Below are 26273 nucleotides of genomic sequence, written 5' to 3'. Positions count from 1 at the left end.
GGCCCCGGAGTGCGTGATAACCTATCGGAGGTTCATGGGCCTGTGGCGCAGCTGGTAGCGCACCTCGTTCGCATCGAGGGGGTCAGGGGTTCGAGTCCCCTCAGGTCCACGTTCTGAAATGCCCCGCCTCGGCGGGGCATTTCGCTTGCCGGGACCGGCCCCTGCGTCGAGTGTCCACGACGCGCCGTGTACGCCGCGGACGCGACGACGTGTCCTGGACACTCAGTGGGCGATGCGAAGGATCAGGCAGCGCTCTCCCGGGCGCGGAGATCCTTGCGCAGGATCTTGCCCGACGCGGACTTCGGGATCGCGTCGATGAACTCCACCCGGCGCACCTTCTTGTGGGGCGCGACGTTGTCCGCCACGAACGCCATGACCTCGGCATCCGTCACCCCCGCGTCGGGGGCGGCCACGATGAACGCCTTCGGGATCTCCTGCCGGTCCTCGTCCAGGACGCCGATCACGGCGGCATCCATGATCTTCGGGTGCGACAGCAGCAGCGCCTCGAGCTCGGCCGGGGCGATCTGATAGCCCTTGTACTTGATGAGCTCCTTGACCCGGTCCACGATCGAGAAGTAGCCGCCCTCGTGGTAGACCCCGACGTCGCCGGTGTGCAGGAATCCCTCGGCGTCCAGGGTCTCGGAGGTCGCGTCGGGCTTGTTGAGGTACCCGAGCATGACGTTGGGGCCCCTGACCCAGATCTCGCCCGGCGCGGTCACGCCGTCCGGGCCGAGCTCGGTGATCTCCTCGCCGGTCTCGGTGTCGACCAGCTTGCACTCCTGGTTCGGCAGGAGCGTCCCGACCGAACTCACCGGCACGTCGTCCCGCTGGTAGGGCATCGCGTGCGAGACGGGGCTCAGCTCGCTCATGCCGTAGCCCTGCATCATGCGCGCGTGGATGCGGCGGGCCGCGGCCTCCGCGGTCTCGCCGTCCAGGGGCGCCGCGCCGGAGAAGACCGTGTGGACCGTGGAGATGTCGAACTGGTCGACGATCGGATGCTTGGCCAGGGCGACCGCGATCGGCGGGGCGATGTACAGATACGTGCAGCGGTGCGTCTGGATGTTCGTGAGGAACTCCACCAGATCGAACTTCGGCATCGTGACCAGGCTCGCCCGCTGTCGGAGCGCGAGGTTCAGCAGCACCGTCATGCCGTAGATGTGGAAGAAGGGCAGGACGGCGAGCACCCGGTCGGTGTTCTTCAGATCGATGTTCGAGCGGCACTGCTGCACGTTCGCGACGAGGTTGCGGTGCGTGAGCATGACGCCCTTCGGGACGCCGGTCGTTCCGGAGGAGTAGGGCAGAACCGCGACGTGGGTGGCCGGGTCGAAACTCACCTCGGGCGGCGTGTGCTGCTCCGAGAGCAGCTCACGCAGGTTCGGGTGTCCCTCGGCGCCGTCCAGCACGATCAGATGGTCGGCCGAGATGCCGACCTCGGCCGCAGCGGCTTCCGCCTGCGGCAGCAGCGGCGACACCGTGATGAGCCAGGTCGCCCCGGCGTCGCTCAGCTGCTTCTGGATCTCTCCCGCGGTGTAGAGCGAGTTGATCGTGGTGACGGTCGCCCCGAGCCGGAGAATGCCGTGGAACACGGTGGCGAAGGCCGGCACGTTCGGGCAGAGCAGCCCGACCACGGTGCCGGTCTCCACGCCGCGGGCTGCCAGCGCCCCGGCGAACGCATCCACCTGCGCGCGGAGCGCCCCGTACGTCGTCTCGGCACCGGTCGCCGGGTCGATCAGAGCCGTGGCGGCGGCATCCGCTTCGCTGAGCGACCCGAAGAGGAAGTCGTAGACGCCCACCTCGGGAATCTCGACATCGGGCATGGGGCTTCGGAACATGCGGTCTCCCTCGACGACGCGGTGCTCCCATCCTCGCACCGTGGAGACCGGGTGTCATCGGGTGCGGGACTGCGTCCCGCGATTCAGCCCGCGAAGACGTGCGCGCCGGCCGCCAGGCGCTCCGCGGCAAGGCCCTCGGCCGCCTCGAGTGGTGTGACCCCGCGCGTCTCGGCCTCGTCGAAGATGCGACGGACGGTGTCGCCGATCGCGGCGACGCGGTCCATGATCTCTTCACGGGTGCCGAGCTGCTTGGCCTCCAGGTCGAGGTAGATCACACCGCCGGCGTTCACGACGAAGTCGGGTGCATACAGGATGCCGCGCCCGGCGAGCCGGTCGGCGCCGGAGTGATCGGCCAGGGGGTTGTTTGCGGGGCCGCAGACGGCCTTCGCGTCGAGAGCGTCGATGACCTCGTCGGTGAGGAGACCGCCGATGCCGGCCGGGACGAACACGTCGGCCGAGACGAGGTGCTCCTCGCCGGGTGCGATCCACGCGGCATCCAGCTGCGCGGCGAGGTCGCGCTTGGCGGGGTTCACATCGGTGACCGTGAGCTTCGCGCCCTCAGCACTCAGGCGCACCGCGAGGCGGCTGCCGACCTGGCCGAGGCCGGAGATCGTGATGCGACGCCCGGCGACGTCGGCCGACCCCGTCACGCGTTCCAGGGTCGCGCGGAGCGACTCGTACACGCCGAGGCTCGTCGGCCCCGCGGGCTCGCCCGATCCGCCGCCGGCCTCGGGCAGACCCACGACATGGCTCGTCCTCTCGCTGACGGTGAGCATGTCCTCGGTCGTCGAGCCCACATCCTCCGCCGTGCGGTACAGGCCACCGAGCGACTCGACGGTGTCACCGAGGTCGAGGAATGCCGCGCGACGGCGCTCGGCGTCCAACTGCGTGCCGGGCGGGAGTGCGATCACGGACTTGCCGCCTCCGGCATCCAGCCCCGCCGCCGCGTTCTTGAGCGTCATCGCCGCCGAAAGGCGCAGCGCGTCGCCGAGGGCGTCGCTCCAGTGCGGGTAGCTCCACAGGCGGGCGCCGCCGAGGGCGGAGCCGAGCACGGAGGAGTGCAGTGCCACCGCGATGAACAGGCCGCTGCGGCGACCGGTCACGGTCTCGACGCGTTCGTGGCGGAAGTCGGGCAGGGGCAGGGTCGCAGACATGGTCGGTCCTCGTCGATCGGCCGCCGTGGTGCCTCGCCGGGCTCGGTCCTGAGACGCGGGCGCCGGGGAGCACCGTCCTTGTGGGACTCGGCGGGTGCGGGGGATGGGCGGCTTCGCGCATCCGGGTCCATTCGACCACCGGCATCCCGAATGTTCAACGTGCGTCGATGAAATCGAGCGATCTGCGCAGTGTCCCTCCTCGAAGGCCCTCGCCACCGTGCGTCTCGCACGGTGCGGCGCACGCCGCCCCGTCCCCGGCGACGGCTGGGTGGGGCGGACGGGGCGATTCCGGCCGTCGGATGCCGACTTCAGTCACTGTCAGCAGTCGTTCGGGCCGCGGAACCGTTCCTCCCCAGGCCGCGCCTTCGTCACGGCGTGCACAGAAGCGACCGCGCGCGGTCCACAGCGGCGGCGGTGCGGCCAACCTGACGGGATGTCGACAGACGAGGCCGGTCCGGACAGGCTCTATCGTGCGGTGGATCTCCGCCGGCAGGGATGGAGCAAGCGGGACATCGCGCGCGCGGTGCGGGAGGGCGTCCTCATCAGTGTGCGCCGCGGCGTGTACATGCACGCCGGGGCCGATCGGGACTGCATCCTCGCCGCGCGGAACTCCGGTCGACTCGGCTGCGTGTCGTCGCTGCGACGCGTGGGCGTGTTCGTGCTCCGGAGCGACGAACTGCATGTGCACTTCGAGCGCGGCACGCGCAAGGCAGCCGTCGCGCGCGGCGCGAGCATCTGGCACTGGAGACCGCTCCTGCGGTGTCCGCACCCGCGGACGACCGTCGTGGACGTCATCGATGCCGTCGCGCAGGCCATCGAGTGCCAGCCGCCGCGGGCAGCGATCGCCACGATCGACTCGGCCCTGCAGCTGCGGTTGATCGATGAGGACGACCTCGACGAGATCTTCGCCGGGGTGTCACCTCGACGGCGGGTGCTGCGCCGTTTCGTCGACGGTCGGGCCGAGTCGGGCCCGGAGACGCTCGTGCGGCTGATCGCGCTCATGCTCGGGTTCGAGGTCGAGCTTCAGAAGTGGTTCGCCGGGGTGGGGAGGGTGGATCTGGTGCTCGACGGGTGGCTGGTCGTCGAGTGCGACAGTGCGCAGTTCCATTCCGGGTGGGAGGCGCAGAAGCGCGATCGGCGGCGAGACGTCGCTCTCGCCGCGATGGGGTTGGCATCGCTGCATGTCATCGCCGAGGACATCCTCTATCACCCCGAGCGGGTCGTCGCGTCGTTGCGCGGCATTCGTGAGGCGCGACTCCGGGGGTTCCCCGGCGCTGCCGGGCGCGGCTGAGGCCCGCGGCGTGCCGAAGTACTGCTGGCTGTGACGGCTGTCGGCGTGTCGCCGCGCCGGGGGCGACATAGGAACCAGGCAGCAGTCTTTCGGCACGCCGGGGGCGGGAACCGGGGTGAACGGTCACCCGGACTCAGGCCGCTGCAGTCGGCGCCCCGGACTCAGGCCGCTGCAGCCGGCGCCCCGGACTCAGGCCGCTGCAGCCGGCGCCCTGGACTCGGACACCCGCAGACCGGACGCGGGGCCGGTCAGGGCGCGCAGCGCGTACAGGATCGTCGTCAGGTCGACGAGCTCCTGGATCAGCGCGCCGGCGACGGCCGGGATGAGCCCCGTCGTCGCGACGAGCATGAGCGCGATGCTGATCGCGATGCCGATCCAGATCGCGGTGTACGCGACCCGCAGCGTGTGCCGTCCGATCGAGACCGCGTCGACGACCTTCGCGAGGGAGTCCTTCAGGATCACGGCATCCGCGGCATCGCCCGCCGCGGTCGCGCCCTTCGCGCCCATCGCGATGCCGATGTCCGCGGCGGCGAGCACCGGGGCGTCGTTCACACCGTCGCCCACCATCATGACCGGGCGCGGGCGCAACTGCGCGGCGAGATGCACCTTCTCGGTGGGAAGCAGCTCCGCGTGCACGTCGGTGATGCCGACTTCGTGCGCGATGCTCTCACCGGTCGCGCGGGCATCGCCGGTCAGCATCACGATCCGCTCGACGCCGTGCGCGGCGAGCCATTCGACGACGTCGCGCGACTCCGGACGCACGTCGTCGGCGAGGACGAGCGCGCCCGCGAACCGCCCGTCCACGGCGACGTAGGCGGCGGCCTGCCCGGGCTCGAGCGATGTGCGTTCGGTGTCGGGAGCGAGGGCGGCGATGTACGCGGGCTTGCCGACCACGACCGTGCGGCCACCGATCACCGCGGTCACGCCGTTCGTCGCGACCTCGCGCGCCTCCGTGGCCGCTGCGACGCCGAGTCCGCGCTCCTGCGCGGCCCGACGGATGCCGTCGGCGAGGACATGGCTGGAGTACTGCTCAGCGGATGCCGCCAGTGCGAGCACGTCGTCGGCGTCGAAGCCCGGGGCGGGGCGCACCGCCACCAGGTCCGGTCTTCCCTGCGTGAGCGTGCCGGTCTTGTCGAACGCCGCCGAGCGGACGCGCGCGAGCTGCTCGATCACCGCCCCGCCCTTGATGATGATCCCGGCCTTCGCCGCACGCGAGAGTCCGCCGAGGAAGGCGACCGGCGCCGCGATCAGCAACGGGCACGGAGTCGCGAGCACGAGCACCTCGGCGAATCGCGCCGGGTCGCCGGACAGGCCCCATGCGGCACCGGCGATCACGAGCGAGACGGCGGTGAACGGGATCGCGAAGCGGTCGGCGAGTCGCACGACCGGAGCCCGCGACTCCTGCGCGTCGCGGACGAGCGCCACGATCTGCTGGTACTGGCTGTCCGCGCTGCGGCGCACGGCCCGGATGCGCACCGCGCGCGACCCGTTCACCGCCCCGGAGAGCACCTCCTCGCCCGCCGCGCGCGAAACCGGCATGCTCTCGCCCGTGAGCGAGGACTCGTCGAACGTGCCGGACTCCGTGAGCAGAACCCCGTCGACCGGGACGATCTCCGACGGCCGCACCAGCAGGACATCGCCCACGCGAACCTCGTCGGCGGCGGCATCCCGCACCTCGTCAGAGGTCTCCTCCCGGGGGCGCACGATCACGTGGGCGATGCGGGGCGAGCGGTCGAGCAGGGCCGTGAGTTCGCGCTTCGCGCGGCGCCCGGCGTAGTCCTCCAGCGCCTCGCCGCCCGCGAGCATGAGCACGATGATGAGCGCGGCGACGTACTCGCCGACGGCGAGGGTGGCGACCATCGCGACGACGGCGAGGATGTCGAGACCGACGTGTCCGCGGAGGACGTCGCGGACCATGCCGATCAGGGTCCAGACGATGAAGCCGGAGACGTAGAGGATGGCCAGCCATCGGCCGGCCGCGGACTGGCCGGCGAGCGAGAGGCCGAGCACCACGAGCCCCACGGCGACGGTGGCCGTGATGGCGGGGTAGCGCGTCAGGACGCGGAGCACGCTCTCAGCCTGGCGCGCGTCGTCCCTGCGCGCCAGCCCGCCCTGCCGCTGACGAAAGGGGCCCGAATGCACCGCACGGCGTGTCGCCGGACACGTGTGCCCTTTCGCGGGACCGCAGGACAAGCGCAGGGACCTATCCTGAACGGATGACCGACGCGCTCCCCGCCCGCAGCCGCCTCGTCCACGACGCCCTGCGCGCCGCGGGGATCACGGGCGAGATCGTCGTGCTTCCGGATGCCGCGTCCACGGCGGCCCTCGCCGCCGCGGCGCTCGGCATCGAGGTGGGCGCGATCGCGAACAGCCTGGTGTTCTGGTCCGACGACGCGCCCCTCCTGGTCATGACCAGCGGCGCGCACCGCGTGGACACCGCCGCGCTCGCCGCCCGCACCGGACGGGGGAGCATCCGACGGGCGAGCGCCGAGCAGGTGCGCGAGGCGACCGGTCAGGCGATCGGCGGCGTCGCCCCGACCGGCCACCCGGCGCCGCTGCCCACCCTGATCGACGAGGACCTCGCCGGCTACCCGCAGATCTGGGCGGCGGGCGGCACGCCGCACACCGTCTTCCCGATGACCTTCGACGAACTCGTCGCCCTCACCGGTGGTCAGGTCGTCAAGGTCGACTGACCGCCCGCGATCTGCGCGGCGGTGATCGCCGCCGCGGCGGACCACGCCTGCGGCCGGCACGCGGCCGGGTAGGGCGTCGGCACCGACGTCTCGGCGGCGGAGTCGCCCGCGTGCAGCTCGGGCATGCGGAACCCGAAGCCCTCCGCGGCCGCGAGCAGCCCGTCCACGACGGTCGCGGCCGCATCGTGCAGCCCCGCGAGCGCCATCCCGCGCGCGATGATCGCCGAGTCGTGCGTCCACACGCTCCCTCCGTGGTAGCTGAGCGGCCAGTATCCGCGCGCGCCCGTGGACATCGTGCGTACGCCGTAGCCGGACAGCATCGACGGGCCGGTCAGCAGGGCCGCGACCCCGGCTTCCTCGTCGGGTTCGAGGATCCCGGTGCCGAGCAGGTGGCCGATGTTGCTCGTGAGGGTGTCCACCGGCTGCTTGTGCCGGTCCAGCGCGATCGCGGGGTAGCGCCCTTCCTCCGTCGTGACCCAGTACGCCTCCGCGAAGCGGGCCTTCAGCGTGGCTGCCCACGAGCGGAGCTCCGCCGATCCCGGCTCTCCGAGATGATCGAGCAGGTCCGCCCCGGCGCGCGCCGCTTCGTACGCGTACCCCTGCACTTCGCACAGCGCGATCGGCCCCTCGGCCAGCTCGCCGGAGCGCCATTGGATCGAGTCCCCGGAGTCCTTCCAGCCCTGGTTGGCCAGGCCGTGCCCGGTCTCGTCGATGTAGTCGATGAAGCCGTCGCCGTCGCTGTCGCCGTGATGCAGCAGCCAGTCCAGCGCTCCGCGCAGTGCCGGCAGGAGCGCCCGCACCTCGCCCTCGGGCATCCCGGCCCGCCACGCGTCCGCGAGCAGGCAGACCCACAGCGCCGTCGCGTCGACCGTCCCGTAGTACACCGGCGGCAGGATCACGTCTTCGCCGGGGATCACGAGCGGCTCGCCGCGTAGCTCGTGCAGGATCTTGCCGGGCTGCTCGGCGGTGCCGACATCCGTCCGCGTCCCCTGGAAGCGCGCCAGCACCCGCAGCGTCGACGCCGCCATGCGGTGATCCACCGGCAGGGCGAGGCGCGCGGCCCACAGTGAGTCCCGGCCGAACAGCGTCAGGAACCACGGCGCCCCGGCGGCGTAGAACTCCTCGCCGGGCAGGTCGGGCAGCGTCAGTCGGAGCGCGTCCAGATCGCCGAGCGCGGCATCCATCCAGCGCTGCACGCGCGGGTCGCCGCCGACGTGCGGCACCGTCCACGACACCGGTCGGGTCGTCCCGCGCACGACCAGACCCGGGTCGTCCAGTCGCAGGGTCCAGGATGCCGCCACCGCGGCGCGGGGGAGTGCGGTCACCCGCCACCGCAGGGTGATGCCGTCCGCGTCGACCTCCACGCCCGCGTCCGGCGCATCGATCACGAAGGACCGCTCGGCGGCGCGGACGGTGACCGAGCCGGGGGCCTCGGTCACCGCGGTCCACACCTCGGGCCCGGCGATGCCGGCCTTGATCTGCTGCAGCGGCGCGAAGTCGGGTTCGATGCGCACACGGAGCCCGACCTCGACCTGCTCGTCGAGGTGGCTGATCACCGTCAGGGTCTCCTCGACGACGCCGTCCCCGACCACCCGCTCGCGTCGCAGGCGCACCTTCGGGTCGGGGGTCGGATCATCGAGCGCACGCAGCAGGCCGCCGAAGACGACGGCAGACGCGCCGCGCGGTGCGACCGAGATCCACTCTGGACGCGCCGCGTCGACAGTGAGCGCGACCGCCCGGACGTGCCGCACGTCGCCGTGGTACACCCCGTCGATCGCGCTCGCACCGAGGTCGCCGCTGCGCCCCGACCACACCTGGGTGGGGGCGCGCAGCGCGATCACGGCATCGCTCAGCAGGGGCTGGACGGGCGGGCTGGTCGAGTCGGTCATCCCTTGAGGGCTCCTTCTGTGGTGTTCATGATGCGCTTCTGGAAGATGAAGAACATCACGGCGACGGGGATCGTCATGATGGCGGCGGCGGCGAGCTTCAGCGGGAACTGGTTGCCCTGGCTGAGCTGCCCGGACGCGAGCGACGCGACGCCTTTCGTGAGCGTCGTGAGCTCGGGCGACTGCGTGGACACGATGAAGTGACTGAGCTCGTTCCACGACCCCTGGAACGACAGGATGATGATCGTGATGAGCGCCGGGCGCGCCATCGGCAGGACGACGGACCAGAACACGCGGAACGTCCCGGCGCCGTCGATGCGGGCCTGCTCCTCGATCGAGACGGGGATCGACTCGAAGAAGTTCTTCATGATGAACACCCCGGCCGCATCCACCAGGAGCGGCAGGATCATGCCCATGTACGAGTCGTAGATGCCGATCTGATTCAGTACGAGGAATTTCGGGATCAGCAGCACGACGCCGGGCACCGCCATCACCGCGACGACGAGCGCGAAGATCACGCCCCGGCCCCGGAAGGTCAGACGTGCCAGTGCATACCCGGCGAGCGACACGAAGAACACGCGCCCGAGCGTGACGAAGACCGTCACGATCGCGGAGTTCATGAACCAGAGCGGGAAGTCGCTCCGGGTGAACAGCAGCTCGTACGCGGCGAACGAGAAGACCGACGGGATGAGCGCGATCGGGTTGGCCGTCGCCTCGGCATCGGTCTTGAACGACGTCGCCACCTGCACCAGGAACGGGTAGATGTAGATGAGCGCCAGGACGATCAGGGTGAGGTACAGCAGCACCTGCGCGGTGCGAACCCCCGGCGTCCAGCGCCTGCGGCGCGTCGGCGCGGCGGGGGAGACCTCCTGTACGACGGTCTCGCCGATCGCGGTCGTGGTCATGGCTGCTGTCCCTTCACCTGGTACTGCCGCGCTCGCCGCTTGGAGACCGGCCGCTCGCGCAGCACCCAGCGCTGGAAGATCGTGAACACGATGATGATGACGAACAGGATGAACGCGATCGCCGACCCCTGACCCCACTCCTGCCCGTTGAAGGCGGACTGGTAAGAGAGGAACGCGGGAGTGAGCGTCGTCTTGCCCGGTCCGCCCTGCGTGCCGGTGTAGATCTGGTCGAACACCTGCCAGCAGCCGATCAGGCCCAGCGTCAGAACGGTGAACAGGGTCGGGCGCAACTGGGGCAGGGTGATCCGCCAGAACCGCTGCCAGCCGTTCGCGCCGTCCATCATCGCCGCTTCGCCGAGCTCGGCGCCGACGTTCTGCAACGCCGCGATGAACAGGAGCATCATCGTGCCGCTCGTGGTGAAGATCGCCATCAGGATGAACGCGCTCATCGCGAAGGAGGGACCCGCGAGCCACTCCCACCAGGAGATCCCGAGGAAGCCGCTCGAGGTGAGCGCCTCCGGTCCGGACGTGATGCCGACCGAGGCGAGGGCGGCGTGGATGATGCCCTCGGGTTCGTTGAACCAGTTCGGTCCGGCGATGCCGACCCAGGACAGCACCTCGTTGATCACACCCGTCGTCGAGAAGAGGAACAGCCACAGCACCGTGATCGCCACCGAACTCGTCACCGACGGGAAGTAGAAGGCGGTGCGGAAGAACCCGCGCCCGCGGAGGATCGCGCGGCTCACCAGTACCGCGAGGAAGAGGGCGAGCGCGGTCTGCAGGGGCACGACCAGCAGCACGTACCAGGCGTTGTTGCGCAGCGCGATGCCGAAGTTGCGCTCGGCGAGGCCCCCGCCGGTCGTGACGGCCGCGTAGTTGTCGAGGCCGACGAAGCCGACCGAGGGGGAGAGGGGGCTCCCACGTCCGGACCAGTCGGAGAAGCTCACCCACAGCGCCATGAGCACCGGGATGAAGAGGAACACGCCGAGGATGAGGATCACGGGGGCCGTGAAGATCCATCCGGCGACCCCCTCGCCGCGGCGGATCCCGGAGGATGCGCCGCGACGAGGGGTGCGGACCTGGAGGGTCATGGTCAGCCGACCACGGCCTCGAGGTTGGCCTGGACCGAATCGAGGATCTGCTGCGGGTCACCCGTCTTCAGCGACTCCAGCTGGGCGTTGAAGTCGGAGACGACGTCGGAGGCACCCTCCTGGTTCGGCGGGAACTGCGCGTAGTCGGCGCCGGTGAGGAACGCGGCCAGATCGGGGTTGGCCTGCGTCCACGCGTCGGCGGCGGAGGTGATCGACGGCATCGGTCCGAACGCCTCGGAGAAGGCGAGCTGCTGTTCGGTCGAGGTCAGGTACTCGACGAGATCGAGCGCGGCCTGCTGGTTGGGGCTGTCCGCGGCCATTCCCCAGCAGTTGGTGAACTGCAGCGTGCCCTGGCCCGCGGGACCGGCCGGGAGCTCTGCCACGAGGTAGTTGACATCCGGGTAGTCCGCGCTCATCGCGCCGCCGATCCAGTTGCCCTCGATCACCATGGCGGCCAGCTGCTTGCCGAACGCCTCGCCGCCCCAGCCGGCGCCCACGTCCGCGGCGTAAGCGAACGTGCCGTCCTCGAGGTGGGACTTGACGTACTCCAGAGCCTCGACGTTCTCGGGGCTGTTCGCCGCCGCCTGGCCGTCGACGACCATGCCGCCACCGGCCTGCGCCATGAACGTTCCGACACGCTGGTACTCGGCGCCGAACGCGAGACCCACGCGACCGTCGGTGGTGAGGGTCTTGCTGACCGCGGCCAGCTCGTCCCACGTGGTAGGGACGTCCGCCTCGGTGAGACCTGCCGCCTCCCACAGGTCGGTGTTGATGATGAGCGCGAGGGTGGAGAAGTCCTTCGGTGCGCAGTAGAAGTCGCCGTCGACGGTGAAGTTCTCCACGAGCGACGGGTAGAAGTCGTCCTTGTTGGCGAGCTCGTCGCCGTAGGCCACGAGGGAGCCGTTGCCGGCGTACCCGGCGATCGCGTCCGTGGACAGGTAGAAGAGGTCCGGCGGCGAGCCGGCGGCGAAGCCCTGCGACAGCTGCTGGGCGAGGTCGTTCGCGACCGATACCTTCGCCTCGACGCCGGAATCCGCCGACCACGCCGCGACGGCGTCCTCCACGGCCTTCGTCTCGGCCTCGCCGCTCGATCCGATCAGGATGTCGAGCGCGTCGTCCGAAGAGGTCAGGCCTCCCTGCGTGTCGCCGCTCGAGTCGTCGAAGCCTGAGCCGCCGCATCCGCTGAGGATGAGCGCACCGGCGACGGTGAGCGCACCGGCGCCCGCGATCGCGCGAGTCTTCCTTGTCATGTCTGTCTCCTTCGATAAACACCGCTGTGTGAAGCGCCGCGGGGGGTGACGCGGCCGCCGCGCAGGGTTTGATCGTTCAAACTTTGAACGATCAAATTCCGCCGCTACGAGAAAGTTACGAGCCGGGAACCGTTACTGTCAACCCTTCGGCCGCTACTGTGACCATGATGATGTGAACGTTCAATCCGAAACGGAGAGGGGATGCGGATGGCCAAGCCCGCGACGGTCGAAGACGTCGCACGTGTCGCCGGCGTCTCTCGACAGACGGTCTCGAACGTCCTGAACGCTCCGGACATCGTGCGCGAAGAGACCCGGGAGCGCGTGCAGCGCGCGATCTCCGAACTGGCCTACCGCCCGCACGCGGCGGCGCGGCGTCTGCGCACCCGGCGCAGCTCGACGATCGGCATCCATCTCGACCCCTACCTCGGCGGCATCTCCGGGGTGATCCTCGACCGTTTCGTGCACGCCCTCACCGAGCGCGCGAGCGAACGCGGCATGCGGGTGCTCATCTACAGCGCACGCACGGCCGAGGAGGAGATCGAGCGCCTCGCCGACCTGATCGACGGCGCCGAGATCGACGCGGTCGTCGTCACCGGCACGTTCTTCGGCGATCCGCGCACCGGCTGGCTCCTCGAGCGCAACGTGCCGTTCGTCTCGTTCGGACGCCCGTGGGGTGGGGAGGACGTCTTCGATTCGGCGCACACCTGGGTGGACGTCGACGGTGCGGCAGGGACGCGGGCGGCGACGCGGTACGCCCTGTCCACGAACGGTCCGCGCGTCGGCTTCTTCGGCTGGCCGCACGGCAGCGGAACCGGCGACGACCGCGAACGCGGGTGGCGCGAGGCGATGACGGATGCCGGGGCCGCCGGCCCCCGGTTCGAATCGGTCGACGGCCTCGCGGCGGCGCGCGAAGTCATGGCCGCGGCGTTCGCGGATCCCTCGGTGCTGCCGGGTCTGGACGCCCTGATCTGCGTGAGCGACGCGCACGCCGTGGGCGCCCACCTCGCCGCCGCCGACGCCGGCCGCCGCGACCTGCCGGTGATCGGCTTCGACAACACCCCCGTCGCGGAGGCGCTCGGCATCTCGAGCATCGAGCAGTCGCCCGAACTCGTCGCCTCCGCCGTGCTCGATCTGCTCATGGGACCGTCGGGGCACTCGGTGACAGCGCCGGCGGCGGCTCCCGAGCACGTGCTCGTCGAGCCGCGGCTGATCGTGCGCTGACGCCGTCCCGGACTCCGACCTCCAGACGACGAATGGTGTCGCGCGTCGCCGTGAGACGAGCGGCCGTTTCGCCGTGCGTCGGAGGGCGTCGTCACCGGCCTCCGATGCGGCGGCCGAGCTCCGCGGCGGACGGCGTGATCGCGGCCGCGACGGTCGCGGCATCCACCGTCGACTCCTCGGGATAGGTGACGGCGATCGCGGCGATCGGCCAGCCGGTGTGATCACACACCGCAACGCCGACTGAGCGCAGCCCGAGCGTGACCTCGCCGTCCTCGGTCGCGTAGCCGTCGGCGCGCACGCGGCGCAGGAGATCGCGCAGCTCGCCCGGTCGGGCCGGGCCGCGGCCGGTGCGATCGGCGAAGGACGCGGCATCCGGGTACAGCGCGCGCACCTGCTCGCGAGGGAGTGCGGCGAGCATCGCGCGTCCGGTGGCGGTGAGGTGAGCCGGCAGTCGCACACCCACATCGCTCACGAGCGCGGGCCGTCGCGGTGCGCGCTCCTCGACGATGTAGAGCACATCGCGACCGGTCATGACGGCGAGGTGCGCGCTCTCGCCCGTGCGGTCGGCGACCGTCGCGACAAGGCTCCGCCCGAGTCGCGCGAGGGGTTGCTGGCGGGCGAAGCCGCCGGCGAGTTCGAATGCGGCGGTGCCGAGTCCCCAGCGGCGCTCAGCGGGCAGGTGCACCACGAACCCGTGCTCCTCGAGCGTGGCGAGGAGGTGGTAGACGCTCGAGCGCGGGATGCCCAACTGCGTTGCGATCGTGCGGGCGGCAACGGGACCGCGCTGGCGCGCGAGGAACGACAGCATCCGCAGCGTTTGATCGGCAGCGGGCACCTGCGGGCGGGAATCGTCGTGCGCGGTGGCCATGGCGCCCCAGCATGCCAGATCGATCGGACTGCGCACGGTTCGACCGACGGCCGGACGGCCACCCTCGTTCTCGCTTGACAAAACCTTATAAAGGCGTATAACGTTTGATCCGTCGCCACCGACCTCGCGTTCCCGACAGCGCGATCACCACGAGGAGTCACCGTGCACTTGACCATCACCGCTGAGGCAGACATCACGACCGTCGCGGTCTCCGGGCGCTTCGATGCGCACGGCGTCGACGCCTACGACCGCGAGGTCATCGATCAGATCGACCGGCAGCATCCGCACGTCGCGGTCGACCTGTCGGACGTGGAGTTCATGGACTCCAGTGCGCTGGCGGCGCTGGTGCGCACGCTGAAGGCGACCGTCGCATGCTCGGGTACCATGACGGTCGTCGGCGTGTCCGACGCGGTGCGCATCATCCTCGAGCTGACCCGGCTCGATGCCGTCTTCGCCGTGAACGCCGCAGCCAGGCCGCAGGCCCGCACGGCAACGGCGGCCGGACGATGACGCTCCTCCTTGAGCGTCCGTCGGTCGCGAGCCCGCGCCGCTCGCACAGCGACGCCGAACGTGTGCAGCGCGCGCTGTCGACCGCGCACGAGCTGACCGTGGGCTCGACGCGAGCCGCGTGCGATGTCCGTGAAGCCCTGGGTGTCGGAGGGGACATCGTCGATCTGCTCGAGGTCGACGGACAACTGCTCGCGGTGCTCGGCGACGTGTCCGGCAAGGGCAGCGCCGCCTCGCTGGTGGCCGCCATGCTGCTCGCGAGCGTGCAGCATCATGCTGCGCAGATCGGACCCCGCCCCGGCGCGCTCCTGGTCGCCGTGGAAGCGTCGATGCGGGGCGTCCTGGAGCGTACCGGAACGATCGTGACGCTCGTCGTGGCCGCCGTCGACCCCGCCGACTCCACGCTGCGCATCGCCTCGGTCGGTCACCACCCCGTGGTGATCTGGTCGGCCGGCGGCGGCGCTCCCGTCCTGCCCACGTGCCCTCCGCTGGGGACCGTTCCCCCGTGCGGCGCCGAGCACGCTTTCGCGTTCCCGCACGGCACGGTGCTGGCGTTGGTCAGTGACGGCATCACCGATCAGCCCGGTGCCGACGGAGCGGAGTTCGGCCTGCACGGTCTCGACCGCACGCTGGCAACAGCGCACCTCGACCCCCGCGCCGCCGTCGCCGCAGTGATGGATGCCGTCGATCGCCACGCCGGCTCCACGCCGGTCTTCGATGACCGCGCGGCCGTCATCGTCCGATCCGGGGGCGTGTGATGAGGACGCATGACTTCCTCGTGGACGGAGGCGTGGACTTCTCGCACATGGATGCCCGCATGATCGGCCTCCTCGCGCGATCGGCCGGCTGGCTTGCGGGCGATGACGCACATCGCGCCCGGCTCGGGCTCCACGAGCTGCTGGTGAACATCCGTCGGCACGCCTACCGGGGCGAGGACGGGCCGATCAGCGTGGCGATGACCGCCTCGTCGGCGGGACTGACCGTCCTCGTCACGGACTGGGGCGCCACCCTCCCGGCCGACCTCGACCGTCCCGCTCCGCGCCTGTCGGAGTGGGGCGGCTACGGGCTGGGGATCATCGACCAGGCCTTCAGCGACGTCGAATACCGGCGTGCATGCGGACGGAACGAATGGGTTCTGTCCGTGCATGCCGCAGACGTGACTGGGCGGTGATCGCCCGAGCGCTCGCGCCCGATCCCGCGCGCGAGGCAGAGCTGCGCACGTCGCGCCGGATCGTCCACGTCGTCTCGATCGTCTATGTCGTCGTCGCCTTCGTCATCTTCCGTGACGTGCTGCTGGGCATCCCCGCGGTCCTGCGAGGCGAGAGCGTCATCGTCGGCGACGAACTCGTCCCGTTCTTCAACGTCGACAGCCAGCTGCTCGAGCAGGCTGCGGGTCAGTTCAACGAGCTGACCAACGGCTACGAGTTCCGCGTGCGCTACGCCTTCCTCACCACGTGGGTCCGCTACTTCCCGGTGCTGCCCTTCGCGATCCTGCTCGTGATCCCCGGCATCGTGATCGTCGCCTACCGCGCCTTCGTCTGGTTCATCACCGATGTCTTCCGCACGCTTTCGCCGGTGACCGTGGCGCTGGCCACCGCACTGCCGGTGGGACTGATCTACGCGATCATGATCTACGCCAAAGTGACGCACTTCTACACGCTGGTGCTGGGGCTGGCGATGGTCACCGTCTCGATCCTGCTGATGCTGCACGCCCTGCTCTTCGCGCAGCGGCGCTGGGTGCTGCGTGCGACGATCGCCTCCGCGGTCGTGCTGCTCAACCCGGCGGTGCACTATCTCGTGCTGTTCGTCGTGTTCGTGGCGATCGCCGGCGTCACTCTGCTCCTGGGCGAGCTCGCGCGCTGGATCCGCTCGGCAGGGCCCCGTCGGCTGCGCACCCTGCCCGGGCGGGTGCGCGCCGCGCTGCGATCGCGGCCGCTCATGCCCGTTCTGGGGAGCGCCCTGCGCCGCTGGAGCGGCACGACCATCGGTCGCGGGGTCGTGGTCGTGGTCATCTTCGTCGTGGTCACGCTGATCCCGTACATGCTCTTCGTGAAGTTTGTCGCCCTGCGCGGAGTGCCCAACCTCTCGGAGACCGTGCCGGGGGACTACTACTTCATCCGCGACGCGTCGGTGTCATGGCTCCACGTGCTGAGCTGGGATCTCGCGGGCATCATGGACAAGATCCTCTACGGCGACTACCTCGCCAAGATCCCGCGGGTCAGCAACCTCGTCTACTCGGTCGTCTTCCTGGTCCCCTTCGTCGTCCCGCAGGTGCGGCGTTCCCTTCTGACCTCGCGGGCGCACCGGCAGCTGTTCGGCGTCCTCGCCGTCGTCTCCGCGTTCGCATTCTGGGCGACCATCGGCTACGCCGAGCCGCAGTGGTTCCCCAGCTTCCACCGCACGCTCGCGGCCGTGACCCGCACGGTCGCCTCGAACGACGGCCCCATCGGCTCGATCGGGTTGATGATCTCTTCGACGATCGTGCAGGTGCTGCGCTTTCCGCACCGCTTCCAGCTTCTGCTCTTCGTCATCGCCCCGCTGATCATGTCGCTCGCCCTCGCGTGGGGCGTGGACGCGCTGTACCGACGGTGGATGCGTCGTCGAGACGCGGCCGGACGCGACGACGCCGGTCGCCGACGGGACGCCGCGCTGCTGCGGGGCGCCGCGCTCGTGGCGATCGGAGCGGTCTTCTTCGCCCCACTCCTGTCGAACACGAACTATCGCACCGTCTTCGGATCGGGGAACTTCGGGACGTTCCTCTCGCCCTATCCTCTCCATGACCTCAAGGAGCTGAAGCAGAAGCTGCTCACGCTGGATGAGGGCAAGACCGTGGTGCTGCCGCCGACCGAGACGGCGAAGCTCGTGACCGACGAGAACGGCATCGATCACAAGTTCATCGACAAGTTCTTCATCTACTACCTCGATCTGCCCAGCTACTACTACGGCCTCACCGGCGACAGCTACAACAAGTTCCAGTTCTTCCTCCTGCTGCGGGGCTTGTACTACCAGCAGGACTGGTGGATCAACGTCGCGCGCGACATCGATCTGCGCTACATGATCGTCAACAAGAAACTGCGCGACAACCGCGGCGTCGGTGCCGAATACCTGCCGGATGTCGAGGAGTACATCGGTCCGGCCATGCAGCGGCAAGAGGCGATGGGCTTCGTCGAGAACCGTTTCGAGAACGACAGCTTCATCCTGTACGAGCTCGTCGATCCGCCGGAGGCCGATCGACCGGTCCTGCTCGTCGACTCGAGCTGGAGCGACTACCTCGGTCTGCTGTGGAACCGACTCGACCTCACGCGCTGCTACGACCTGGAGTATCTGCCGTACGTCGATTCCGCTCTGCTGGGAGAGGACTCCGACGTGAGGGTCTACGCGGGCTCATCGAGCGAATCGGTCGCGGTGGATCTGTGGACGATGCAGAACCGCTCGGCGTTCTCGGCGCCGTCGCCGAAGATGTTCCCCTTCAATTCCGACATCGTCGCCTCCAGCTACTACCTCTCGCCGATGTTCCGGGCCTTCCTGATGTTCTCGACCACCAAGTGGAACCGCACGGACATGATCACCCCCGGCGTCTACGGCACGCTGAAGGGATCCTTCGTCGCCGTACCCCGCCCCACCCAGTTCACGATCGGCGTCACGGCCGAGACGTCGGGCCGCTACCGCCTTCTGCTGCGAGGCGCGGCAGGGGGCAACGCGCTCACGATCGATTCACCCTCCGTCGACGTGCACCGCGCTCTCGAGCTGCGTCCCACTCCGGGCGCCGTCGACTTCTACACCGAGGACACCGTCTATTCACGCGACCGCGTGCCGGTCGAGGTCGGCGAGCTGTCGGTCGGCGAGTTGGAGGCACGCGTCGACGACGGGCTGGTCGCGGTCAACTCCCGCAACGAGTACCGCGATCTGGGAACCGTCGAGATGACGGCCGGGACCCACACGCTGCGCTTCGACAAACTCGACGGCAACCCGCTGCTCGTCGAGGGACTGGTGCTCATCCCCGAGAGCACGTACCAGAGGCTCGTCCTCCCGCGCTCGGCGTCCGTGGTGACCTCGCCGGCCGAGCTGGACTGCTCGCAGACGTACGACGTCTTCGGCCCCGACAGCGAGGGCTACGTCGACGCGGCCGCGAACGACGCGCACAGCGATCTGACGGAGGAGGAGCTGCTCAACCTCGCGGCGGCAGGAGTGCCCTCGCTCGAGCCCGACGACTCCGGCGGCCTCGGTGCCGACTGGCTCGTGCTGGTGCTGGCCTCCGTGCTGGTCCTCGGCGCCGTACTGACCGTCCGGTCCCGCACTCGACCTCGGCCGGACGACGTCGACCCGGTCAGCATCGCCGATCATCCCGCAGAGCTCCCGAACGAAGAGAGAAGACCCATGAATGACATCCGTCCTCGAGTCCTCCTGCTGGGTACCCACGGACAGCACAACATCGGTGACGAACTGCTGCTCGAGACGTTCCTGAGCCAGCTCGGAGACCGTCCGCACTATGTGATCAACACGTACGACAAGCGCGACACCATGGCGCGACTGGGCGGACGATACGACTACGAGCTCATCGACACCGCGGGTGATCGACGCGCGCTGCTGCGTCACGTACGCAGCGCCGATGTCCTTGTCTTCGCGGGCGGCAGCATCCTCAAGGAGCTCTCCGCCGCAACCGGGCGCAACCGCTACGCCACGCTGGCGATGATCTGCGCGCTCACCTGGGCGGCGCGGTGGTGGGGGTCCGCGAAGATCGCGATGCTCAACATCGGGGTCGGCCCCATCCGCACGCGGCGCGGTCGGTTCCTCGCGCGCCGCATCCTGAATGCCGTCGACTTCGTCACCGTGCGCGACGCGGCGTCCCAACAGCTGTGCGCCAGGATCCGCACGACGACGCCGGTCATCGCGTCCACCGATGCGGTCTTCAGCGTGACACCGTCGTGGCTTCGAGGGGAGCGCACGGAGAAACCGCGCGCCGCCCAGGCGGATGCGGGCAGCGCCGCGCCGCTGCGCATCGCGCTCAGCCTCAATCACGACATCGAGGTGCCGGAGAACTGGCCCCACGTGCTCGAGGCACTGGGGGCGGCCTTCACCCGGCTCTCGCGGGAGCGGCCGATCGAGATCCACGGACTGCCGATGCAGTCCCGTGGCAAGGAGCACCACGACGCCGCCGTGCTCCGTGAGTTCGCGCAGGCGAATCCCGGACTGCCCTTCGTGGAGCATCTTCCCACCACGCATCAGGACGTCGCGCGCATCATCGACTCGTGCGACGTGCTGGTCGCGGAGCGGCTGCATGCGCTCATCACCGCGGCCAAGCTCGGCGTCCCCGTCGTCCCCCTCGTCTACGACGTCAAGGTGCGCGAACTGGCCGGCTCGCTCGGCCTCGGTGGACTCGCCGTCGACCTGACGCGCAGATTCACCGCTGATGAGGTGGTCCGATCGGTCACGGCGATCGCCACCGACCGGACGTCCGCCGTCGATGCTCTCGCCGCACGCGTCGCGGCGTCGACCGATCGCGCGCGCGTGGATTTCGACTCCGCTCGCGAGTGGGTCCGGGAGAGCGCGCGATGAGCGGCGACTTCGGCCGCACGGGCCGGGTCTCCACCTTCCTCACCGGGGCGGCCATCCTCTCCGCCACGACGATCCTCGTCAGCGCCGTCAATTACGGCCTCACCTTCGCGCTCGCGCGCCTCCTGCCGCCGGCTCAATTCGGAGACGCGACGCTCGCGATCACCCTCGTGCTCGCCGCGGCCGTCATCGCCGCCACGCTGCAGCTCGTCGCGGCGCGGACGGTCGCGGCCCACCCGGAGAGCGCGGCGTCCGTGCGCCGGGTGCTCGTGCGCGCGGCGGCGATCGCCGGTCTGGCGGCGGCTGTGCTGCTCGGGGCCGGAGCATGGTTCCTCGCCGAAGCGCTCCGGACCTCCACGCCCTGGATGTTCGTCATCATCGGCGCGGGTCTTCCGATCTACTTCGTCCAGGCCGTGCACCGCGGACTGCTCCAGGGCGGGCTGCGCTTCGGTCGTCTGGCGCTCAGTTACGGCGCCGAAGCGGCCGCCCGCGCGGCCGTCGTGCTCGGCCTCGTCGTCGCCGGGTTCGGCGTGATCGGTGCGGCGATCGGCATCTTCGTGTCGTTCGTGGCCTCCGCCGCCGTGGCCCGCACCCGCCGCCCGCGGCACGATCGAGGGGTCGCGATGAGCGGGGATGCCCTGCGGGTCACCGCGATCGCCGCCGTGACGATGCTCCTCGCGCAGACCCTTCTCAACAATGCCGACCTCGTGCTCGCCAAGGCGGCGTTCGATCCCCGCACCGCCGGCGTCTACGCCGCCGCCGCGGTGCTGTGCCGTTCGCTGTACTTCGTCTCGTGGTCGATCGTCCAGGCGGTCGTGCCGGTGCTCGCATCGGCATCCAGCACGTCGGGTGAGCGCAGGCGCGCGCTCGCCGGCGCCATCGGCGTGATCGCCGGCCTCGGCGGGGCGGCGGCGCTCGCCGTCTCGCTGCTGGGGGAGTCGCTCATGCGCGTGCTCTTCGGCGCCGCGTACGCATCGGGGTCAGCGCTCCTCCTTCCGTACACCCTCGCGACGTCACTGCTGTCGCTGGCCACGTTGCTCGCGGCCGTGGACGTCGCCCGTGGCCGCTCCGGGGGGCCCGCTCTCCTGCTCGGCGGCGCCGTCATGCAGCTCGGCGTGCTCGCGGTCGCCGGCGACACTCCGGCGTCCATGGCCTGGCTCCAGGTGGCCACCACCGGGGTGACCCTGTGCGCGCTGGCCGCCGCCCGGCTCGTGCGAGGACACAGAGAGACGGCCCGGACGTCGCGACCGGCTCTGCGCCGGTCGCCCCTTCCCACCATCACGACGTCTCCGACGTCGAAGACGGCGCGCGCGCGGATTCACGAACCGCGCGCGGCCTCGGCCGCAACACCGACCCGCACCACCACCGAGGAGCAGAGGAGCTCATGAACACCACCCGCAGCGCCTACGACGCCTACACGGCCTGGCGCGACACGCCCAATTCCCGCCCGGTCGATCTGAGCATCGTCGTGCCCGCCTACAACGAACAGGCGCGGATCGTTCCGACGATCGGCGCGTTCGCCGCCCATCTGGCGTGCAGCGAGCTGACCTGGGAGCTGATCGTGTCCGACGACGGCTCCGACGACGCGACCCGCGTTCTCATCGACCTGATCGACCACGCCAACGTCCGCGTCGTGCGAGCCCCGCGCAACGCGGGCAAGGGCGCGGCGGTGCGTCGCGGATTCGCCCACGCCACCGGTCGCATGGTCCTCTTCTCGGATGCCGACAACGCCACTCCTGCGCAGGAGGTCGATCGTCTCATCGCGGAGCTGGAGAGCGGGGCGGACGTCGCGATCGGGTCGCGTGCCGCGACGGGTGCGGCCGTGGCCAACCGATCGCTGCTGCGCCGCACCATGACGGCAGGGCTGCGCACCGTGGTCCGTGCGGGGCTCGGGATCGGCGTCTCCGACACCCAGTGCGGCTTCAAGATCTTCACCGCCGACGCAGCCCGCCGCATCGCCGCGGCGCAGACGGTCGACGGCTTCTCGTTCGACCTGGAGATGCTGCATCTGGCCGAGCGGTTCGGCTACCGCATCGCCGAGGTGCCGGTGCGCTGGTTCGATGCGCCGGGCTCGACCGTGCGTCCCGGCCGTGAGGCGCTGCGATTCTTCGCCTCCATCCTCCGCATCCGACTGAACTCCTGGAAAGGGATCTACCGCAATGCCTGACACCACGATCGCGGTCGTCACCGCGCTGAGCCCCAGCCCGACGACACTCGCCGAGTACGGTCTGCATCTCCTGACCGCGCTGGGGCGCAAACGCGGTGTCCGCATCGTCGCGCTCGTCGAGGACCTCCCTCTCGCCTACCCCGACATCCCGGGCGTCGAGGTGCGTCGGTCCTGGCGATTCGGCAGCGCCGCCAATCCGTGGCGCATCGCCCGCGCCGCGCGCGCCGTCGGCGCAGACGCGGTGATCCTGAACGCCCACTTCACCAGCTTCGGCTCGTCCAAGGTCTCGGCGGCTCTCGGGCTGCTGACACCGGTCCTGCTGCGCATGCACGCGCTGCCGGTGATCACCCTCATGCACAACATCGTCGAGACCGTCGACCTCGCTTCCGCGGGGTTCCGCTCCGGTCCTGTCCTGGAGCGGATCCTCCGGACGATCGGGACCATGTTGACGTGGGTCGTGCTGCGCTCGAGCCTGGTGACCACCACGATGCCGCGCTACGTCGAGATCCTCCGCTCGAAGTACCGGGCGACCAACGTCGCCCTCACCCCGCACGGATCGTTCGGCGCCCCGCCGCCCCCGCCGGACGCGCCGTCGTCGTCGACGACGGTCATGACGTTCGGCAAGTTCGGCACGTACAAGAAGGTCGAGACCCTCATCGACGCCGTCCGTTCGCTCGGGCGCCCCGATGTGCGGCTGGTGATCGCCGGCGCGGACAGCCCCAACACCCCGGGCTACCTGGCGGCGGTGGAGCGGGCGTATGCCGGGCCGGATGTGCTCTTCCGCGGCTATGTCGCCGAAGAGGACGTGGAAGGACTCTTCCGTTCGGCATCCGTCACCGTCTTCCCCTACACGGCGACGACGGGCAGCTCGGGGGTTCTGCACCAGGCGGGCGCGTTCGGCTGTCCTCCCGTCCTCCCGCGCGTCGGTGACCTCGAGGATCTCGTTCAGGGGGAGGGCTTCACGGGGTCCTTCTTCGAGCCGGACGACGTCGACGATCTGGCACGGGCCATCGGCAGCCTTCTGGACGACCCGGAGGAGCGCGCTCGGATCGCGCGGGAGAACCACGCCGCCGCCGTCGGGCTGTCCCTCGACGAGGTTGCGGACTGGTATCTCATCCACGTGGGGACGCTCGTCCACCGCGACCCGCTGTCGCTGCTCGGACAGCAGGGAGTGCGAGAACTTCATGAAGTTTCGTAGAGTTTACGCATGATCCCCTCGGCAGACCTCGTCGCCCGCATCCGATCAGCCAGCGGCGACACGCAGGAGGGGCTCGCGCGGCGTCTCGCGGTGTCCTATCCCACGATCAACGCCTGGGAGCGTGGACGCAGCGAGCCGACGGCACGCCACCGTGCGACGCTCGAGGCTCTCGCAGCCGAGCTGGGCATCGTGCACGAGTTCGCGGTGATGGTGATCGATGACGACCCCGTGACGGCGGAACTCGTCGAGGCGGCGGCGGCCGAGTTCGACGGCGCCGTCACGGTGCACTCCGCATTGAACGGGTGGGAGGGTCTCGTGACGTGCGGGGCGGTCAGGCCGGGTCTGCTCTTCCTGGACATCATGATGCCGGGCATCGACGGTCTCGAGGTCGCCCGGCGCCTGCCCACCATCCCGGGCCTGGACGACATGCGCGTCGTCTTCGTGACCGCCTCGCAGAGTCCGGAGATCCTCAGCCGCGCGGCCGCGCTGGGCAACGCCGTCCTCGGCAAGCCCGTCGATCTCGACGATCTCGCACGCGTCATCCGCGACACGATGGACGAGTCGTCCCGCCGGTGAACGATCAGACGCCCGACGTCCTCGGCGAGGTGGTCTTCGGCCTCCCGATCCCGATGTACCGCACCACGGTCGACGGGCGGTTCGTGGCCGGCAACCCCGCCCTGGTCAGTCTGCTGGGCGCCGAGTCGTTCGAGCAGCTCAGGTCGATGCACGCCCGCGAGATCTACGCCGATCCCGATCGGCGGGACTGGCTGATCCGCCGCGCGCAGGCAGGGCTCCCCGTCCCTGTCGAGGATCTGCAGATCCGCCGGATCGACGGCGGCCTGCGCTGGGTGCGCATCAGCTCGCACTTCGTGCACGACGACGCCGGCGAGATCGCCTATTTCGAGGGCGTCATGGAGGACGTCACGACCCTGCACGCCGTGGACGCCCAGCTGCAGCGGTCCAATGAGCTCCTCGACACGCTCACGCGCATGCAGGACCAGTACATCGCCGGCGCCGACGTGGGGGAGCTCTTCGACGGCCTGCTGCAGGATCTGCTCACCTCGACCGGCAGCGCCTACGGCTTCATCGCGCAGCTGCTGCACGATGCCGACGGCCCCTTCCTCCGCACCTGGGCGATGACGGACATCTCCTGGAACGAGACCACCCGCGAGATGTACCGCCGGTTCGGTCCGCGGGGGATGGAATTCCACAACCTCGACACGCTGTTCGGGCGGGTGATCACCGACAACGCCGCCGTGATCTCCAACGAGCCGCTCACCGACCGGCGGGCCGCCGGCCGCCCCGAGGGGCACCCGCCCCTGGATTCGTTCTTGGGCGTGCCCATCCGCCGCGGCGACAGGGTCACGGGCATGGTGGCGCTCGCGAACCGGGACGGCGGATTCGACGAGGCTCTGGTGCACTTCCTCGCCCCGCTGACCGCAACCGTCGGAAGCCTGATCGAAGCGGCGACCGTGGATCGTGAGCGCATCGAGGCGGAGCGCCGCCAGGCCCGTCACAAGCAGCTGCACCGGCTCATCGTCGAGGAGGCGGCCGACGCGATCGTCACCTTCCGCGACGGCGGCAGGATCGTGCTCGCCAATCGCGCGGCGAGGGAGCTGGTCGGAGACGATCTGTCGGAGCTCATCGACCAGCGAATCTGGCGTTTCCTGCCGCCCGGTCGCGCGCGCGCGTACGCGCGGGATGCGGCGGACGCGCTGCGCGCGGCGTCCGGAATGGAGCTGGAGGTGCGGCGGCTCGACGGCGACACCCGTCCGGTGGAATGCACGTTCGTGCGCGGCTACTACGACGACGAAGACGTCACGACCGTGATCGCGCGCGACATCACGGCGCACAAGGCGACCGAAGAGGCGCTGCGCAACGCCCGAGACGCCGCGGAGAGCACCGCGCGGGCGAAAGACGAGATCCTCGCGGGGGTCAGTCACGAGCTGCGGTCGCCGTTGAACGCCGTCATCGGGCTCAGCTCGGTGCTGCAGAGAGAGCTGCACGGCCCGCTGACCGACCGGCAGCGCACGTTCGTCGCACAGATCGAAAGCAGCGGCCGTCACCTCCTCGAGGTGATCACGACGATCCTCGATCTGGCGAAATCAGAGGCCGGAAAACTTCCCGTCGACCTCGTCGAGTGCGAACTCGGCGCGCCCATCGCGGAGGCCTTGGGCGTCGTGAAGGATCTGGCCGTGAGGCAGGAGCTCACCGTGTCGACCGATCTGGCCGCCGATCTGCCCCCCGCGCGGGTCGACGTGGTGCACTTCCGCGCTGCCCTGATCAACCTGATGGCCAATGCCGTCAAATTCACGCCGGCGGGCGGCAAGGTGGGGATCCGCGCACAGCGAGTGGGTGACTCGGTGCAGGTCACGGTCTGGGACACCGGCATCGGCATCGCGCCGCACGATCTGGAGCGCATCTTCGAACCCTTCGAGCAGAGCGACTCGTCGCTCTCGCGCCGCTACGACGGCACCGGCCTCGGCCTCACGCTCAGTCGTCGACTCGTCGAGGCGATGGGCGGAACGCTCACCGTGACGAGCCGACTGGGGGAGGGGTCGCAGTTCATGATGACCTTTCCCGCCACGCCGCACCACTGAGGGCTGGCCTTGCCAATGCTGTCTGATATCTCAGACACAAACCTCATCGATCTCATG

The 26273-nt window shown here is 70.0% G+C and carries 20 protein-coding genes and 1 tRNA gene; 13 read left to right on the top strand and 8 right to left on the bottom strand.

Annotation, left to right across the window (positions count from 1 at the left end; genetic code table 11):
* Positions 1 to 36 precede the first annotated feature (36 nt).
* Positions 37 to 109: transfer RNA gene (locus ABD197_RS11880), tRNA-Ala, on the top strand.
* Positions 110 to 242: 133 nt separating this feature from the next.
* Here the strand turns inward: ABD197_RS11880 and ABD197_RS11875 are convergent.
* Together ABD197_RS11875 and ABD197_RS11870 are read right to left on the bottom strand one after the other, a co-directional pair.
* On the bottom strand, positions 243 to 1832 hold the full coding sequence (locus ABD197_RS11875) for an AMP-binding protein (protein WP_344054776.1): 1590 nt from the start codon (positions 1830 to 1832) through the stop codon (positions 243 to 245).
* Between the two features lie 83 nt (positions 1833 to 1915).
* On the bottom strand, positions 1916 to 2986 hold the full coding sequence (locus tag ABD197_RS11870; protein WP_344054774.1) for a Glu/Leu/Phe/Val dehydrogenase family protein: 1071 nt from the start codon (positions 2984 to 2986) through the stop codon (positions 1916 to 1918).
* A gap of 433 nt (positions 2987 to 3419) precedes the next feature.
* Between ABD197_RS11870 and ABD197_RS11865 the strand changes: the two genes are divergently transcribed.
* Positions 3420 to 4277, top strand: a complete 858-nt coding sequence (locus ABD197_RS11865) for a type IV toxin-antitoxin system AbiEi family antitoxin domain-containing protein (protein WP_344054772.1) — start codon at positions 3420 to 3422, stop codon at positions 4275 to 4277.
* A gap of 189 nt (positions 4278 to 4466) precedes the next feature.
* Here the strand turns inward: ABD197_RS11865 and ABD197_RS11860 are convergent, their stop codons facing one another.
* A complete protein-coding gene (locus ABD197_RS11860) occupies positions 4467 to 6347 on the bottom strand; it encodes a heavy metal translocating P-type ATPase (RefSeq protein ID WP_344054770.1) in 1881 nt (626 codons plus the stop codon).
* A gap of 146 nt (positions 6348 to 6493) precedes the next feature.
* Between ABD197_RS11860 and ABD197_RS11855 the strand changes: the two genes are divergently transcribed.
* Positions 6494 to 6970 carry a YbaK/EbsC family protein gene (locus ABD197_RS11855; protein ID WP_344054768.1) on the top strand — a complete coding sequence of 159 codons (477 nt, stop codon included), beginning with the start codon at positions 6494 to 6496 and terminating at the stop codon, positions 6968 to 6970.
* On the opposite strand, the gene ABD197_RS11850 is transcribed toward ABD197_RS11855, so the two are convergent.
* Genes ABD197_RS11850 through ABD197_RS11835 form a run of 4 tightly spaced genes read right to left on the bottom strand, consistent with a single transcriptional unit; the run spans position 6949 to position 12102 of the window.
* Complete coding sequence (locus tag ABD197_RS11850) at positions 6949 to 8859, bottom strand: glycogen debranching N-terminal domain-containing protein (RefSeq protein ID WP_344054766.1); 1911 nt, start codon at positions 8857 to 8859, stop codon at positions 6949 to 6951. The two genes, ABD197_RS11855 and ABD197_RS11850, sit on opposite strands and share 22 nt — an antisense overlap.
* Entirely contained in the window at positions 8856 to 9761 is a 906-nt protein-coding gene (locus tag ABD197_RS11845; protein ID WP_344054764.1) for a carbohydrate ABC transporter permease, read from the bottom strand. The genes ABD197_RS11850 and ABD197_RS11845 overlap by 4 nt, the downstream gene beginning before the upstream one ends.
* On the bottom strand, positions 9758 to 10852 hold the full coding sequence (locus tag ABD197_RS11840) for a carbohydrate ABC transporter permease (protein ID WP_344054762.1): 1095 nt from the start codon (positions 10850 to 10852) through the stop codon (positions 9758 to 9760). The genes ABD197_RS11845 and ABD197_RS11840 overlap by 4 nt, the downstream gene beginning before the upstream one ends.
* Positions 10853 to 10854: 2 nt before the next feature.
* The gene (locus ABD197_RS11835) at positions 10855 to 12102 is read right to left on the bottom strand and encodes a sugar ABC transporter substrate-binding protein (RefSeq protein WP_344054760.1); all 1248 of its coding nucleotides are present in this window, start codon (positions 12100 to 12102) and stop codon (positions 10855 to 10857) included.
* A 207-nt stretch (positions 12103 to 12309) separates the two neighbouring features.
* On the opposite strand from ABD197_RS11835, the gene ABD197_RS11830 reads away from it, so the two are divergent.
* On the top strand, positions 12310 to 13323 hold the full coding sequence (locus tag ABD197_RS11830; RefSeq protein WP_344054758.1) for a LacI family DNA-binding transcriptional regulator: 1014 nt from the start codon (positions 12310 to 12312) through the stop codon (positions 13321 to 13323).
* A 91-nt stretch (positions 13324 to 13414) separates the two neighbouring features.
* Here ABD197_RS11830 and ABD197_RS11825 read toward each other — a convergent pair whose 3' ends face one another.
* The gene (locus tag ABD197_RS11825) at positions 13415 to 14191 is read right to left on the bottom strand and encodes an IclR family transcriptional regulator (protein ID WP_344054756.1); all 777 of its coding nucleotides are present in this window, start codon (positions 14189 to 14191) and stop codon (positions 13415 to 13417) included.
* A 162-nt stretch (positions 14192 to 14353) separates the two neighbouring features.
* Between ABD197_RS11825 and ABD197_RS11820 the strand changes: the two genes are divergently transcribed.
* The 9 genes from ABD197_RS11820 to ABD197_RS11780 are packed head-to-tail and all read left to right on the top strand — an operon-like array spanning position 14354 to position 26216.
* Positions 14354 to 14701 carry an STAS domain-containing protein gene (locus ABD197_RS11820; protein ID WP_344054754.1) on the top strand — a complete coding sequence of 116 codons (348 nt, stop codon included), beginning with the start codon at positions 14354 to 14356 and terminating at the stop codon, positions 14699 to 14701.
* Positions 14698 to 15456 (top strand): PP2C family protein-serine/threonine phosphatase, encoded by a 759-nt coding sequence (locus ABD197_RS11815; RefSeq protein ID WP_344054752.1) that lies wholly within the window; start codon positions 14698 to 14700, stop codon positions 15454 to 15456. The genes ABD197_RS11820 and ABD197_RS11815 overlap by 4 nt, the downstream gene beginning before the upstream one ends.
* Positions 15456 to 15869, top strand: a complete 414-nt coding sequence (locus ABD197_RS11810) for an ATP-binding protein (RefSeq protein ID WP_179433644.1) — start codon at positions 15456 to 15458, stop codon at positions 15867 to 15869. The genes ABD197_RS11815 and ABD197_RS11810 overlap by 1 nt, the downstream gene beginning before the upstream one ends.
* Entirely contained in the window at positions 15866 to 20254 is a 4389-nt protein-coding gene (locus tag ABD197_RS11805; protein ID WP_344054748.1) for a polysaccharide pyruvyl transferase family protein, read from the top strand. The genes ABD197_RS11810 and ABD197_RS11805 overlap by 4 nt, the downstream gene beginning before the upstream one ends.
* Complete coding sequence (locus tag ABD197_RS11800) at positions 20251 to 21639, top strand: oligosaccharide flippase family protein (protein ID WP_344054746.1); 1389 nt, start codon at positions 20251 to 20253, stop codon at positions 21637 to 21639. The genes ABD197_RS11805 and ABD197_RS11800 overlap by 4 nt, the downstream gene beginning before the upstream one ends.
* Complete coding sequence (locus ABD197_RS11795; protein ID WP_344054744.1) at positions 21636 to 22418, top strand: dolichyl-phosphate beta-glucosyltransferase; 783 nt, start codon at positions 21636 to 21638, stop codon at positions 22416 to 22418. The genes ABD197_RS11800 and ABD197_RS11795 overlap by 4 nt, the downstream gene beginning before the upstream one ends.
* Positions 22411 to 23616, top strand: coding sequence for a glycosyltransferase (locus ABD197_RS11790; RefSeq protein WP_344054743.1), 1206 nt, complete (start codon positions 22411 to 22413; stop codon positions 23614 to 23616). The genes ABD197_RS11795 and ABD197_RS11790 overlap by 8 nt, the downstream gene beginning before the upstream one ends.
* 9 nt (positions 23617 to 23625) lie before the next feature.
* Positions 23626 to 24192 (top strand): response regulator, encoded by a 567-nt coding sequence (locus ABD197_RS11785; RefSeq protein ID WP_344054741.1) that lies wholly within the window; start codon positions 23626 to 23628, stop codon positions 24190 to 24192.
* A complete protein-coding gene (locus tag ABD197_RS11780) occupies positions 24189 to 26216 on the top strand; it encodes a PAS domain-containing sensor histidine kinase (protein ID WP_344054739.1) in 2028 nt (675 codons plus the stop codon). Before ABD197_RS11785 ends, ABD197_RS11780 begins: the two co-directional genes overlap by 4 nt.
* The last annotated feature ends 57 nt before the right edge of the window (positions 26217 to 26273 follow it).

The organism is Microbacterium lacus (assembly GCF_039531105.1).
GTDB lineage: Bacteria > Actinomycetota > Actinomycetes > Actinomycetales > Microbacteriaceae > Microbacterium > Microbacterium lacus.
The sequence above is the reverse complement of the archived record's forward strand: the minus strand, read 5'-3'. Positions and strand labels throughout refer to the sequence as shown.